Annotated in this window: 12 protein-coding genes; 3 read left to right on the forward strand and 9 right to left on the reverse strand. The window is 39.2% G+C overall.

Annotated features, from left to right (window positions below; genetic code table 11):
* Position 1 precedes the first annotated feature (1 nt).
* From DPV97_RS08910 to DPV97_RS08940, 7 genes are all read right to left on the reverse strand, one after another.
* Positions 2–1,117 carry an ABC transporter substrate-binding protein gene (locus DPV97_RS08910; protein ID WP_070713149.1) on the reverse strand — a complete coding sequence of 372 codons (1,116 nt, stop codon included), beginning with the start codon at positions 1,115–1,117 and terminating at the stop codon, positions 2–4.
* Positions 1,118–1,218: 101 nt separating this feature from the next.
* A complete protein-coding gene (locus DPV97_RS08915) occupies positions 1,219–2,358 on the reverse strand; it encodes a cytochrome-c peroxidase (RefSeq protein ID WP_070713146.1) in 1,140 nt (379 codons plus the stop codon).
* Between the two features lie 80 nt (positions 2,359–2,438).
* On the reverse strand, positions 2,439–3,551 hold the full coding sequence (locus DPV97_RS08920) for a lytic murein transglycosylase (protein WP_049363125.1): 1,113 nt from the start codon (positions 3,549–3,551) through the stop codon (positions 2,439–2,441).
* A 32-nt stretch (positions 3,552–3,583) separates the two neighbouring features.
* Positions 3,584–4,387, reverse strand: coding sequence for a glycosyltransferase family 2 protein (locus DPV97_RS08925; RefSeq protein WP_070713143.1), 804 nt, complete (start codon positions 4,385–4,387; stop codon positions 3,584–3,586).
* Between the two features lie 22 nt (positions 4,388–4,409).
* On the reverse strand, positions 4,410–5,291 hold the full coding sequence (locus tag DPV97_RS08930) for a glycosyltransferase family 2 protein (protein ID WP_070713141.1): 882 nt from the start codon (positions 5,289–5,291) through the stop codon (positions 4,410–4,412).
* A complete protein-coding gene (locus tag DPV97_RS08935; RefSeq protein WP_070713138.1) occupies positions 5,284–6,483 on the reverse strand; it encodes a hypothetical protein in 1,200 nt (399 codons plus the stop codon). Before DPV97_RS08935 ends, DPV97_RS08930 begins: the two co-directional genes overlap by 8 nt.
* A 7-nt stretch (positions 6,484–6,490) precedes the next feature.
* Positions 6,491–7,261 (reverse strand): glycosyltransferase family 25 protein, encoded by a 771-nt coding sequence (locus DPV97_RS08940; protein ID WP_070713136.1) that lies wholly within the window; start codon positions 7,259–7,261, stop codon positions 6,491–6,493.
* A gap of 404 nt (positions 7,262–7,665) precedes the next feature.
* Between DPV97_RS08940 and purR the strand changes: the two genes are divergently transcribed.
* The 3 genes from purR (at position 7,666) to DPV97_RS08955 (ending at position 11,925) form a co-directional block, all read left to right on the forward strand.
* Positions 7,666–8,676, forward strand: a complete 1,011-nt coding sequence (gene purR / locus DPV97_RS08945; protein WP_070713133.1) for an HTH-type transcriptional repressor PurR — start codon at positions 7,666–7,668, stop codon at positions 8,674–8,676.
* Between the two features lie 172 nt (positions 8,677–8,848).
* Entirely contained in the window at positions 8,849–11,488 is a 2,640-nt protein-coding gene (gene ppc, locus DPV97_RS08950) for a phosphoenolpyruvate carboxylase (protein WP_070713131.1), read from the forward strand.
* A gap of 113 nt (positions 11,489–11,601) precedes the next feature.
* A complete protein-coding gene (locus DPV97_RS08955; protein WP_049357433.1) occupies positions 11,602–11,925 on the forward strand; it encodes an HI1450 family dsDNA-mimic protein in 324 nt (107 codons plus the stop codon).
* A 68-nt stretch (positions 11,926–11,993) separates the two neighbouring features.
* On the opposite strand, the gene hypE is transcribed toward DPV97_RS08955, so the two are convergent.
* Both hypE and hypD read right to left on the reverse strand, forming a co-directional pair.
* Positions 11,994–13,007 carry a hydrogenase expression/formation protein HypE gene (hypE, locus tag DPV97_RS08960; protein WP_070713129.1) on the reverse strand — a complete coding sequence of 338 codons (1,014 nt, stop codon included), beginning with the start codon at positions 13,005–13,007 and terminating at the stop codon, positions 11,994–11,996.
* Positions 13,008–13,011: 4 nt separating this feature from the next.
* A complete protein-coding gene (gene hypD / locus DPV97_RS08965; RefSeq protein ID WP_070713124.1) occupies positions 13,012–14,124 on the reverse strand; it encodes a hydrogenase formation protein HypD in 1,113 nt (370 codons plus the stop codon).
* Positions 14,125–14,126 lie beyond the last annotated feature (2 nt).

Here is a 14,126-nt window from a genome sequence, read left to right on the forward strand (position 1 = left end):
CTTATTTGGTTTCTGGGAAAAGATAAATCGTACCTTCCGGGGTAACCGGTAAGTAGTTTTTATAGAAGTTTAAGTAAGTTTGTTGTGGATCTAAATCTTTAAACAGATCAGGATACGCTGCTTTAGCTACAAACTGAACGGAAGCACTGTCTGATAAAGTACGAGAGTTCGCATGATATGCGGCATAAACACGATTATTTTTCACAGCCGGTAATTCTGCCCAGCCTGCACGTTGTTTGAATCCATTTAAACGACGTTCCGCTTCTGCTTTTTCAATACCAAAGCCCATTACCATGCCTTCTTGATTTTTCTTCAATTCAGTTTCACGGCCGGTAATAATAATCGCATCCGGTTTCGCGGCTAATACTTTTTCTGCAGCTAATGTGCCCCATTTACCGATTTCTGCAGGTGCAACGTTTTCTGCGCCTACAAGGCTAATCATAGAGCCCCACATGCTTGAGAAGAATGTCACCCCTTGTTCAGCAGGGCCACCACGACCAAACTCGACATACACTTTCGGTTGTTTTGCTAATTTCGCATTTTTAACCGTCGTTTGAATATGTTCTACAATATCTTTGTATTCTTTAGCCATTTTCGCAGCACGATCTTTCTGCCCCGTCAATTGACCAATAATTTCCGTTGATTTGATGTGTTTATCTAAGGTTTGAGCGTTGTAATCTAATACAACAATTGGAATACCAGCTTCATTGATCGCATCTAAATCAGATCCTAGCATTTCGTACTGCCAATCGGCTAAGACTAAAAGATCAGGTTTTAATGAAAGCACTTTTTCCACAGAGAACGTACCTTCCTCTACTTCACCCACATCATCTAATTGATTCAATTTTGGCACCGCTTTGCTGAATAACTCCCAGCTTGCTGGTGCCCAAGAAGACCAGACTTTCTTAGAAAAACCGACAACGTTATCTAAAGCTTTGTCACCACCAACTGCCATATAATCTTGGTAATAGAAACCAAGTACCACGCGTTTTGCCGGTAAATCTACAGTGACTTCACGATCAAGTATATCTTTTACTTTCACGGGATCAGCATTGGCAAAACCAGCACTTAAACCAAGAATGGTAGTAATCGCTAAAGTTGAAAAACGTCTTTTCATAAGAAAAACCTCCTGAGCAAAATTAAACAATTAAAAAATGATAATAATTATCGGTGTACATAATAGAGAAAACGATTGCTAAACTCAACTCAGGCGTTTAATTATTCTTCGTAAGCTTCGTCAGTTAACGTTTTTAAGAATGCCTCTAACGCATTAATCTCTTCATCTGTAAGCGGTTTGGCTTTTAAAACATCAGGATTAATGGTTGGAGCATATTCGGCTTTATCCCACGCTTTTCCTGTTTCAGGATTAATTTTACGATTAGGATTATTAAAACTGTCTTTAAATAGCAAAACGGTTTTTAAATCACGGAAAACGCCGTTATGCATATAAGGTGCTGTGACACCAATGTTACGCAATGTTGGCACTTTAAATTTACCTTTTTGCTTTTCATCGCCTTTTACCATTGGATTATCCAACAATCCATTATCCACATAATCAGCTGCGAGTTTATTAAACTTAATTAACGCTTGGTTACTTGGCACGCCGATATTGTAATAGCGATAATTCGTAAAGGTTTCTTTTGCAGAATTCGCATCACTTGATTGATGGCAGTTACTGCAGTTTGTTCGTGTTTTATCGAAAAATAATGCCTTACCTTCCGCTTCAAGTACGGTCAATTCCGCTTCATTTTTTAATGCACGATCATATTTTGAAGAGAATTGCGCAAATAATTCATGCTTTTCGAACTCCGCAATAGCTTTTTCCATAATAGCATAGATTTTGTCGGTATCAGCCCAAATACTTTCACCATAAATATCCGTAATTGCCTTGTAATAAATTGAATTCGCTTTTAGACGTTCGACAATCGATTTTTTATCTGGCATGCCCATTTCCACTGGATTAATAGGTGGACCACCTGCTTGCTCGGCTAAATCTTTTGCACGCCCATCCCAGAATTGTCCGCCAACATAATCTTGAATTTTTTCATCAAAATGAAAATCTGGTGAAAACATCGCATAAAGTGCGGTGTTGGCATTGCGATTACCATGAAGATGCGGATTATCCCCCTCGGAGACCATTTGATTTGCCGAATTTTTACGTTGATCCACAAAGGCCGTCCCCGGATTGTGACAAGTTGAACAGCTTTGTGTTTTATTAAAAGAAAGTGATTTATCAAAAAACAGAACTTCGCCCAATCCTTGATAATTCAATTCTTTTTCCTTAGCTTGATCAGCTAAGGCATAATTGCTCTGCATCAAAGGTGCAAACAATAAAATAGAAAGCCATTTTTTTTGCATTGTGTTCTCCAAATATTCAAATTACAGATAAAAAAATAATCCAACAAAGCTTTGCTGGATTATAAAAGGAAAATAATTTTCTACAAGCCGGTGGCCATCTTAATGCGATCAGCAAACATACCGATGCTCACGCCGAAGTAATTTGATTTGTTCCAATCTAAAATCGTGCGATAGTTATTGGAGACCAAGAATGCGCGACCAACTTCTTTATCGGGACGAACTAACCAAAGATCAGCTTGAGAAAGCGCGGCAAGTTTATCTTGTTCTTGTTGGCTAAAGCTTGCTAAAGTGACGCCTTTAGACTGCCAGTCGCTGAGTGAACGAGCTTTGTTTTTCTCAATACCTGAAAGTGATAAATCTAATGGTTGATTTAATGTGACTTCTACACCCCAAGGCAATTTGTTATCCCAACCTACAGTGTGAAGATAATTTGCAATTGAAGCAAACGCATCAAATTGGCTTGTCCAAATATCCTTCACGCCATCATTATTACCATCTGCCGCATAGTTTAAGAATGCACTTGGCATAAATTGAGTTTGTCCCATTGCGCCCGCCCAAGAACCTAACATTCTGTGACGTTGAATATGATCACGTTCTAACATTTTCATCGCATTCACAAATTCTTTACTGAATAAGGCTTCACGTCTGCCGTCAAAGGCTAATGTAGCTAAAGCGGAAAGCACATCATAGCTACCTTGGTAGTGACCAAAGCTACTTTCCATTCCCCATAAGGCAAGGATATATTCCTGTTGAACACCATAACGTTGGCTTGCTTGTTGTAATGGTGCTTGGACTTCCCAATAACGCTCTTCGGCAATATCCACTTTGTTTTGAGTCAGTACTTTATTCAAATAATTGGTTGTGCCGTTTGGATTGGGTAACTGTGGTTTATCTGCATTACGCTGACTTCTACCCGCTTGTGCACGATCTAAATCCACGGCCTTTTGCATATACTGAATATTATTTTGTGCATTCAATACTGACAACGAGACGCCTTCGGCAGCCGCTTTACCTTTTAAGAACTGTACATAATCATTAAAGTTATCTAAAGTTCTTGGTTTGCTATAAACAGCATTACTGCTTACTGATGGAATACTTTTTGTTGATGATGTTGTCGTAGTACTGCTTGAACAACCGACTAATAAAAGTGCGGTCGATAATGCAGTCATTTTTAACGTTGAGATTAAATTCATTTGTTTTCCTTTTTTCGTTATCAATATAGTTATTATTTACGTAAGAATTGATTATAAACCGCTTTTAATAATGAGGTTGGTAGCAAGCGAGAACCAGAACGCAAGGCAAAGGTGAATAGGCCAGAAAATAAGTCTTGAATACCTAAGCGGTGCTTCAATTTAAATAAACGCCATTCTGCTTTCGCTTGGTTTAAACCACGACGACGCCCTACCATGCCATTACCCACGCGGGCATAAACTAAAATGTCCGGCAAGTTTGCCACTTTTTGACCTTGTGCCACAAGCTTAATCCACAGGTAATAATCTTCCTGTAAATCTTCATATCCACCACAATTAATGACCGCACTTTTTTGATACGCGACTGTCATGTGATTGAACGGGCAACGTTTTTGCGTAAATTTAACGATATATTGTGCTTCAGTCGGCACATTACGATATGCCACGATGTCTTGAATATTTTCGCCAAACTCAGCAATCTGCCCACCGAAAATAATCGTATCCGGATTTTGCTCAATAAACGCCACTTGTTTCGCAAAACGTTCTGGCACACAAATATCATCGGTGTCCATACGGAAAACCCAATCATGTGAACAATGTTTCAATCCTTCATTGAGTGCTTTGCCTAAGCCTAAGTTCTTTGGCAACTTCACTAAGTTTAAGGGTAATTTGGTTTCAAATTCAGCAACCACGGCTTCCAATTCTGGCGTTACCGCACCGTCAAACACCAACACAATCTCATCTGCAGGGTGGGTTTGAGCCACTAAACTTTCAAAACATTCTCTTAAATATTGTGGATTTTCCTTAAAGTATAAGGACATTAAAACTGAAAATTTCATACTTCTCTATCTAATAAGTTATCTACATAAACCGTTTCAAATTAATTGCCAATTTAGGTGAAATTAGAACCACAAAGGCAATAATTAGCTGCTTAATACTTTTCGTTAATTTAAAAATCTCAAAATAGTAAAAAGCGGCTTTACGTGATAAATTCATAACATGTGGGTAAGCCAACATATATTGTGCGTTGATAGCAAAATTCTTTTCTTGCTCTGCCGTTTTCACATAATTTTCACGGATATAATCAATCGCTTTTTGCGTATTAGTCGTATCCGTTGATACGCTAGAACGCTTAGTATGGAACGTACAATAAGTTAATGGTTCTGCTACTTTGCACGCTTTAAACGTTGGCTCTTGCACAAGTTTCAGCAAGAAATCATAATCTTCCAATGAACGAAGTGCGGTCGATAATCCGCCAATTTTTAAAAACAGATCTTTTTTCACCCCAATCATCGGCATACCGCCGATTTTATTTGCCAGTAAAATTCGCTCAACGCTGATCTCTTGTGGCTCAATTGGGTTGGTCACATAGCTAAAACCTTCATTGACCATTTCACATTTGGCCGGATGGTAAACAAAGTTAATATTGGCATGATCGGAAATAATATCCGCCAATTTTTGACATTTGTCGTTAGCAAAACGATCATCATCATCAAGGAATAACAACCATTCATTATCGGCATTTCTTGCCCCGATATTACGACTTTCTGCGGCACCTTGATTAGTTTCGTTACGAATGACTTTAACTGCAAATGGATAAGATTGTGTCACTTCAACAGGCTCTTTCGAGCAATCATCCACAATCACCACATCAAAATTATAGGTGGTTTGTTTGGTTAAACTTTCCAATAACACTGGAATTTCTTCTTTCCGATTATAAGAAGGCACGATGATACTAAACATCTTTCGGCTCCTTTTGTTTAAATAAAATAAGCTGTTTACCGTGAGTGCCAAAAAGCGATAAGAACATTAACATGACAAACATAATGCCGGGGAAAGCAAAGGTATCGGCTTTGATATTACAGAATGCCAAAATCACAAAGGCAGAAAGAATAAATTTCCAACTGCCATCAAACCAATTTAAGGCGACTTTGCGTACAAAATAGAATGTCACGGCAAAACACACTAAAGCATAAGACACGCCACCATAAAGAATTTGGCGTAAGAAACCAGAATCCGTATGCCCATAGTAACGGCCAACTTCTAACTCACCGGTCATATACATACCATCGCCATAAATAAACTGTTTAAGTGTTGGCATGAAGAGATGGTTTTTCATCAACGTATCGGTTGACGAACTGACAAATCCTGCTCCGTGTAATAAATTAATCACCGGTTCTAAAGCATGTGCAACATAAGGATTTTCTGGTAAGAAATACGCCAATAACAATACCAAAATAGCAAATGCAATGAGTGATGGCACATAACGCCATTTGAAATACACCAAAATGCTCACAACTGATAACAGAAGGAATGTACGTCCTGAAATTAATCCGATACATAGCATAAAAAACACTAAAATACTTGGAAGTGTATTATGTTTAGCGTTGTAAGCCAGTAAGAAATGCAACAGTATTAAATAGAATAAACTCAGTTGGAAAAAGGCGGTTGCGGTGATGTTATATAAGCGATATTCCTGCTCTGAACCATAAAAACGTGCGGGCAACACCGCATTGGTCGAAAGCAAGAAATCGATCATAAATGATGCGCCAAGCAAGCCAATGATGCCCACTACAAATTGCACTACCACACCAAGTTGTAAATCACGCACCACGTTCTGTTGACCATTTACATTGGCATAGAAAGCATTATAAAGTCCCACACCAAAGATAAATAAAATCAGCGCTTTCACATACATAATGATGACGGAAAAATCTCGTGTACCATTGACTAAAAGCGGAATCACGCTAAATGCAATCAGCCCAATGATAACGGCTAAACTATCCAATGGCACGGTGATGCCTTGGGGTTTCTGTTTTTTAAGGTATTGATAAGCCAGTACAGCCAATGCTGCTAAACCCGCGACGAATGACATTCGTACGACATGAAATAGCCAAGGATCGTAAAGATAAAAAAGATTAAAAAGTGCGGTCATTTTTACGTTATTTTCCTAAATTCTTTTTCACTGCTAAGATTTTTTTGAGCGGATATTTAATTAATTTCTTCACTAAATTATTAGATTTTGAACCTCGAATCGCTTCCAAATTACTCACTAATTGTGGATTTTCAATGGCCACAAGCGGACGAATCACATTGTTATTAATCTGGAATTGGGTTTCAAATAATAAGAAATCATCAGCAAGCCAAAACGGTTTTTCTTGTTCGAGTTGCTTTAAAAATGCACGTGCCGCTGATTTTTTAATTAAGTATGCTACCGTGCCTGCAAAATAACTTTTATATGGATAAGCTACGGTGACATCCCCAACTGTTTGACGTAAAAATGAGAAGGTTGTCGGATAATTAATTTCCAATTCCACATCATCAAATTCCGCAATTTTTGATTGCCCGATTAATACAATATTCGCATCGCATTTTTCGGTTAAAAGTTCGATCGTTTTTGGCGATAAATTTGAATTGAATAACGCGTCATCTTCACAGACTAACGCATAGTCATTTTCCATCACATTTTGATCTTCTACGATCTGGCGATAAACCGATAAATGGCTTAATGTACAACCAATTTCGCCTTTTGTGACGTTGCGTCCATAATGCTGTTCAAACTTCGTTGGATTGAATACTTCAGCCAAATCATCCCACTCTTTTTGCATGGTATTAATCGCTGAAAATACAACGAAATCTACTGTATCCGGTTGAGCAAAAAACAGCTCACGACGCTGAACATCTTTATCTAGTGAAATCAAATATTTATTCATAATTATCTCAAATTTGGTTTTTGCAGTATTTTGATTACAACAAACAGAAATAGTTGCAAATTATACTAAAGAAATAGTCCAATGGCATGGCTTTTAGCACAACTTTAAAAAGCCTTAAAAAAATAACCGCACTTTAAATGCTTAAAGCGCGGTCTATTTTAAATGGATTAGTACGTTATTTCTTTCAATTAGAAAATTGCAGTCGCTAAACCTACTACAACACCTAAAGAAAGCACTACAGCTAACATTGCATAACCAAAATCACTCATTTAAATTTCCCACTTGTTTAGTTAAAGATACCCCATTCTAACAATAAAGCGCGTTTTTTCAAAAATTTTTTATAATTTACTTAACCTATTTGGTTACAGTCTTTATAATGGGAAAAATTCTCTAGAGGCAAAATTATGGCAACAATTAAAGATGTCGCAAAAATGGCTGGTGTTTCTACCACCACAGTGTCCCATGTAATTAATAAAACCCGTTTTGTAGCAAAAGAAACCGAAGAGGCGGTGATGCAAGCCATTAAAAGCTTGAAATACTCACCAAGTGCTGTTGCGCGTAGTTTAAAAGTCAATACGACAAAATCTATTGGGATGATTGTGACCACCAGTGAATCCCCTTATTTTGCTGAAATCATTCATGCCGTTGAAGATCATTGTTATCGTCAAGGTTATTCACTTTTTTTGTGTAATACACAAAATGATCCTGAAAAAATTAAAAATCACGTCGAAATGCTCACCAAAAAACGTGTTGATGGTTTATTAGTGATGTGTTCTGAATATACGCAACATTCACTTGATGTGCTTTCAGGTTTCTCTTCCGTACCTATGGTGGTAATGGATTGGGGCCCTAATGCTGATACCGATATCATTGAAGATAACAGCTTTACCGGCGGTTATATTGCGACTAAGCACTTAATTGATTGTGGTCATAAAGCCATTGGTCTTATTGCGGGAGAATTGGATAAAACTACCGCAAGAACGCGTTATGAAGGTTTTGTGAAAGCCATGAATGAAGCCAATCTGCCAATTCATGAAAATTGGATTATGGAAGGTTTCTTCGAGCCTGAAGATGGTTACGAGTGTATGAATAAAATTCTCGTACAAGACAACCTACCTACTGCCGTATTCTGTTGTAATGACGTGATGGCATTAGGGGCAATCTCTGCGATTACGGAAAAAGGTTTGCGCGTACCTGATGATATCTCGATTATTGGCTATGATAATATTCACTCATCACGTTTCTATGCACCGCCACTCACCACAATTCACCAATCGAAATCTCGTCTAGGTGCACAAGCGGTTAATCTTTTATTTGAGCGTATTGCAAATAAAGATAATGAGAATCACGAAAAACACCGAATTGCGATCCATCCAGAACTCGTCATTCGCAAATCAGTTCGCAACCTTAAATAAACATTAAACTTTTTGACCGTACTTTGAATTTTATCTAAAAAAGTGCGGTCATTTTTTTACTTATTTTAGCCTTTTTTGATTTAATGCAAGTTTTCGACGTATAGCATTTGATCCCGATACATATTTTTGATTATATCTCTCCTGGTTTTATTTTTTCTTTATCGGAGTTCATATGACTGATGAGTATCGCACTCTCCGCCATAATATTAATATGTTAGGGCGTTTTCTTGGAGAAACCATTAATGATGCGCAAGGCGAAGACATTCTTACCTTAATTGAAAATGTTCGCCAATTATCCAAACAATCTCGAGCGGGCGATAGCCAAGCGCGTAAAACATTGTTGGATACTCTTTCCACCATTTCAAATGAAAATATTATTCCTGTAGCGCGTGCATTCAGCCATTTTCTTAATCTGACAAATATTGCTGAACAATACCAAACGGTCTCTCGCCAGCATAAAGATTTACAATCTTCTAATCGTTCATTAAGTGCTTTATTTCAACGTTTAAAAGCACAAAATGCCTCAAAAGAAGAAGTTTACAAAACCGTTGAAAACTTGCTTATTGAGCTTGTATTAACGGCACACCCAACCGAAACTACACGTCGTTCTTTAGTCCATAAACATGTTGAGATCAATAAATGCTTAAGCAAATTAGAGCACGATGATTTAACACCAAAAGAACGCGGCATTATTGAACGCTTGCTACTTCGTTTAATTGCGGAAGCGTGGCATACCAATGAAATCCGTACCATTCGCCCTACGCCATTTGATGAAGCCAAATGGGGCTTTGCCATGATTGAAAATAGCCTATGGCAAGGTGTACCAGAATTCTTACGTCAATTAAATGAACATGCTCGTGAGTTTTTGGGCTACGATTTACCAGTGGGCTTACGTCCTGTCAGAATTTCTTCTTGGATGGGCGGTGACCGTGATGGTAACCCATTTGTTACTTCAAAAATTACTCAACAAGTCCTCTATCTTGCTCGTTGGAAAGCAGCAGATTTATTCTTAAATGACATCAAATCCCTTGCCGATGAATTATCTATGGTGAAATGCACGCCAGAATTTACCGCAAAATATGGTGAGCATTTAGAGCCTTATCGTTTTGTGGTCAAAGAGCTTCGAGCAAAACTTATCATGACCCTTGATTACTTTGAAGATAGCATGACAAATCGTCCACCACGCGTAAGCCAAGCAGATATCATCATGGAAGATAATCAACTTTGGGAACCGCTCTATGACTGCTATCAATCATTAATGGCGTGTGGCATGCGGATTATTGCCAATGGTTCATTATTAGATATTTTGCATCGCATTCGCTGTTTTGGTGTCACTCTTTCACAAATGGATATCCGTCAAGAAAGCACGCGTCATACCGATGCGATTGCTGAAATCACACGTTATCTTGGTATTGGTGATTATGCACAATGGAGCGAAGCAGAAAAACAATCTTTCTTGGTACGTGAATTAAATTCTCGCCGTCCATTAATTCCACCCCATTGGGAACCGTCTGCAGAAACCCAAGAAATTTTAGAGACTTGCAAAGTCATTGCACTACAAAAACAAGGCGTAATTGCTTGCTATATTATTTCCATGGCAAGAAGTGCCTCTGATGTGCTTGCTGTGCATTTATTATTAAAAGAAGCGGGCGTGCCTTATCACATTCCTGTCGTACCACTTTTTGAAACCTTAGATGACTTAGATGCCTCTGAAGGTGTCATGCGTCAATTGTTTAATATTGGTTGGTATCGTGGCGTGATTAACAATCATCAAATGGTGATGATTGGTTATTCTGACTCAGCCAAAGATGCGGGAATGATGGCAGCTTCATGGGCACAATATCGTGCACAAGAAGCATTAGTCAATTTAACCGAAGAACTGGGTATTGAACTCACTTTATTCCATGGTCGTGGAGGTACGATAGGTCGTGGTGGTGCACCTACACATGCAGCATTACTTTCTCAGCCTCCACGTTCACTCAAAAATGGTTTACGTGTGACTGAACAAGGGGAAATGATCCGCTTTAAACTTGGTTTACCTGAAGTTGCTGTTGAAACCTTTGATCTTTACGCGAGTGCAATTTTAGAAGCAAACTTACTTCCACCACCAGAACCAAAAGCAGAATGGCGTGCGGTTATGGATGAGCTTTCCACTACTTCATGTGACATTTACCGTAGTGTTGTTCGTGGTGATAAAGACTTCGTGCCTTATTTCCGCAGTGCTACACCGGAACAAGAACTGTCTAAACTACCACTTGGATCTCGCCCTGCAAAACGTAATCCAAATGGTGGTGTAGAAAGCTTACGTGCCATTCCATGGATTTTTGCTTGGATGCAAAACCGTTTAATGTTGCCTGCATGGCTTGGTGCGGGTGCAGCAATTCAAAAAATTGTAGATGAAGGCAAAGGTCATATTATTGAAGAAATGTGTAAAGCGTGGCCATTCTTCTCTACTCGTGTAGGTATGTTAGAAATGGTGTTCAGTAAAACCGATACTTGGCTTTCTGAACAGTATGATCATAACTTGGTGAAAAAAGAACTTTGGTACTTAGGTGAAAATCTGCGTAATCAACTCAATACGGATATTAAAACTGTGCTTTCGCTTTCTCACAAAGATGAATTAATGGCGGACTTGCCATGGATCGCCGATTCTATTGCGTTACGTAATGTTTATACGGATCCGCTCAATCTCCTTCAAGTGGAACTACTCCGTCGTTTCCGTGAATCGCCTGAAAACCCAAGCCCTGATGTCGAACAAGCCTTGATGATTACCATCACAGGTATTGCAGCAGGTATGCGAAATACCGGCTAGTTACAGCAACTAAAAATAAGTGCAGTCAAAAAACAACGATGATTTGACCGCACTTTTTGTTTTGTATTTCTTGCGGTATCATACGCGCAATTGACTTGATGAAGGAAAACCCAATGACAACTGATATTCAAAAACTTGATCCCGATGCTGCGATTGATCTTGCTTATGATATTTTCTTAGAAATGGCAGGCGAAAATCTCGATCCTGCAGATATTATGCTATTCAACCTGCAATTTGAAGATCGTGGTGCGGTCGAGTTTGTCGAAACGGCAGATGATTGGGAACAAGAAATTGGGGTGTTAATCGATCCTGACGCTTTTGCTGAAGTTTGGGTGGGTTTAGTGAATGAGAAAGATGAAATGGATGATGTGTTTGCAAAATTCTTAATTTCACACCGAGAAGAAGATCGTGAATTCCACGTTATTTGGAAAAAATAACTACCCTTCTCGCACATATCAATTCACAAACTAAAACCGGTTTAATTTAACATTAAACCGGTTTTTGCTTAACAGATTCGTGGTAAAGGTTCGTTACGCGGTAAATCTAACAAGCGACTTTGACCGAAAAGCCCAACAGCACGAACTTTGCCATCAGTCGTTACCTCGCCGATTACGGCCGCATTTTCACCTAATGGATGGCGACGAAGCGCGGTCAGAATTTCAGCTGTTTTTTCTTTATCCGCCACAATCACTAATTTACCTTCATTAGCAAAATTTAACGCATCCAAACCAAGTAATTCGCAAATACCGCGTACTTCCTGACGAATTGGTAATACCGTTTCATCAATTTGAATCCCTACTTTCTGAGCCTGTGCAAATTCATGCAGTACCGCATTCACACCACCACGGGTCGCATCGCGCACGGCTTTCACCCCTTCAATCGGACGAATACAATCAATAAGCGGGGCAAGCACAGCACAATCACTGCGTAAGTCCGTTTGAATACCAAGATTTTCGCGTAAATTCAAAATGGTTGCACCATGATCACCCAAAGTACCACTCACGATAATCTGATCACCTGGTTGAATGCGATGTACACCCCAGTCGAGTCCGTTTGGAATCACACCAATGCCTGCCGTATTGATAAACACTTTATCTATCGCGCCTTTTTGTACCACTTTGGTATCACCGGTTACCACTTGAATACCGGCTGACTGACAGGCTTTTGCCATAGATTGAATCAATTTTTTTAAAGTTTCTAATGGTAAGCCTTCTTCCAGAATAAACCCACAGGATAAATATTTTGGTACAGCACCACATACCGCTACATCGTTAGCTGTACCACACACGGCGAGTTTACCAATGTCACCACCCGGGAAAAAAATCGGATCAATCACAAAACTATCGGTAGAAAATGACAGAGTCCCACCTAAAGCATTCAACTCTTGTAAAGCAATGCGAGCCTGATCTTCACCTTGTGAAAGTATTGGGTTATCAAACGCCTCGATAAAATAATCGCGGATCAACTCTTGCATTGTGGCACCACCATTTCCGTGTGCCATTGTAATAAAATCAGTCATTGTTTTATTCCCGTCTGTATTGATAATAGGCCGCACATGCCCCTTCGGAAGACACCATTAACGCACCATAAGCATTGTCTGGATTACATTTTTTAGCAAATAATGGGCAATCAGCCGGCTTGCATTTACCGATTAATACATCACCGCAGCGAGAATCAGGATCATCAGCGACTTGATGTGGCTGACATGCAAAATGGGCTTCTGCATCAAAGCATTGATAATCATCTGTCAGTTCTACGCCAGATTCTGCAATTTCGCCCAATCCACGCCATTCGCTGCTGGCTTTCAAGCGGAATACTTCACTGATTGCCTGTTGAGCCAACATATTGCCATGCTGGTGTACAATGCGTTTATACTGGTTTTCCACTTCACAGCGTTGTTCAGCAATCTGTGTTACCAACATTAAAATTGCTTGTAGGATATCTAAAGGTTCAAAACCAGTGATCACAAAAGGCTTATGATAGGTGTCACACAATTCTTGGTAAGGTTCAGAACCAATCACCATGCTGACATGACCGGGCGCAATAAAGCCGTCAATTTTTACTTGTCCTTGCGACAATAAGCTGTGTAATGTCGGGATGATAGTAATATTTTGACATACCACAAAAAAGTTTTTTACCTGTTGTTTTTTCGCTTGTTGCAAGGTAATTGCGGCACTTGGCATGGTCGTTTCAAAACCAAGTGAAAAGAACACCACTTTTTTGTCTGGATTATTTGATGCGATATTCAATGCATCAAGCGGTGAATAAACAATTCGAACATCCGCGCCCTGAGCTTTGGCTTCTAATAATGAGCCTAAACGTCCGCGTACTCGCATCGCATCACCGAAAGTACAGAAAATCACTTCTGGACGACGAGCAATCTCAATACATACATCAATTCGCCCCATCGGTAAGACACATACCGGACAGCCTGGACCATGAATAAATTCAATACTTTTCGGTAATAAACGATCCAGCCCAAATTTAAAAATGGTATGCGTATGTCCGCCACAAACTTCCATCAAATATAAGGGATTTTCTGGTGTAAAGTGCGGTTGTTTTTCCATTATTTTTTGTAGTCGCTGCAACAGACTTTTTGCCAGTTCAGGATCACGAAATTCATCAACAAACTGCATTT

The sequence above is a fragment of the Haemophilus parainfluenzae genome (genome assembly GCF_003253005.1).
GTDB classification, from domain to species: domain Bacteria; phylum Pseudomonadota; class Gammaproteobacteria; order Enterobacterales; family Pasteurellaceae; genus Haemophilus_D; species Haemophilus_D parainfluenzae_M.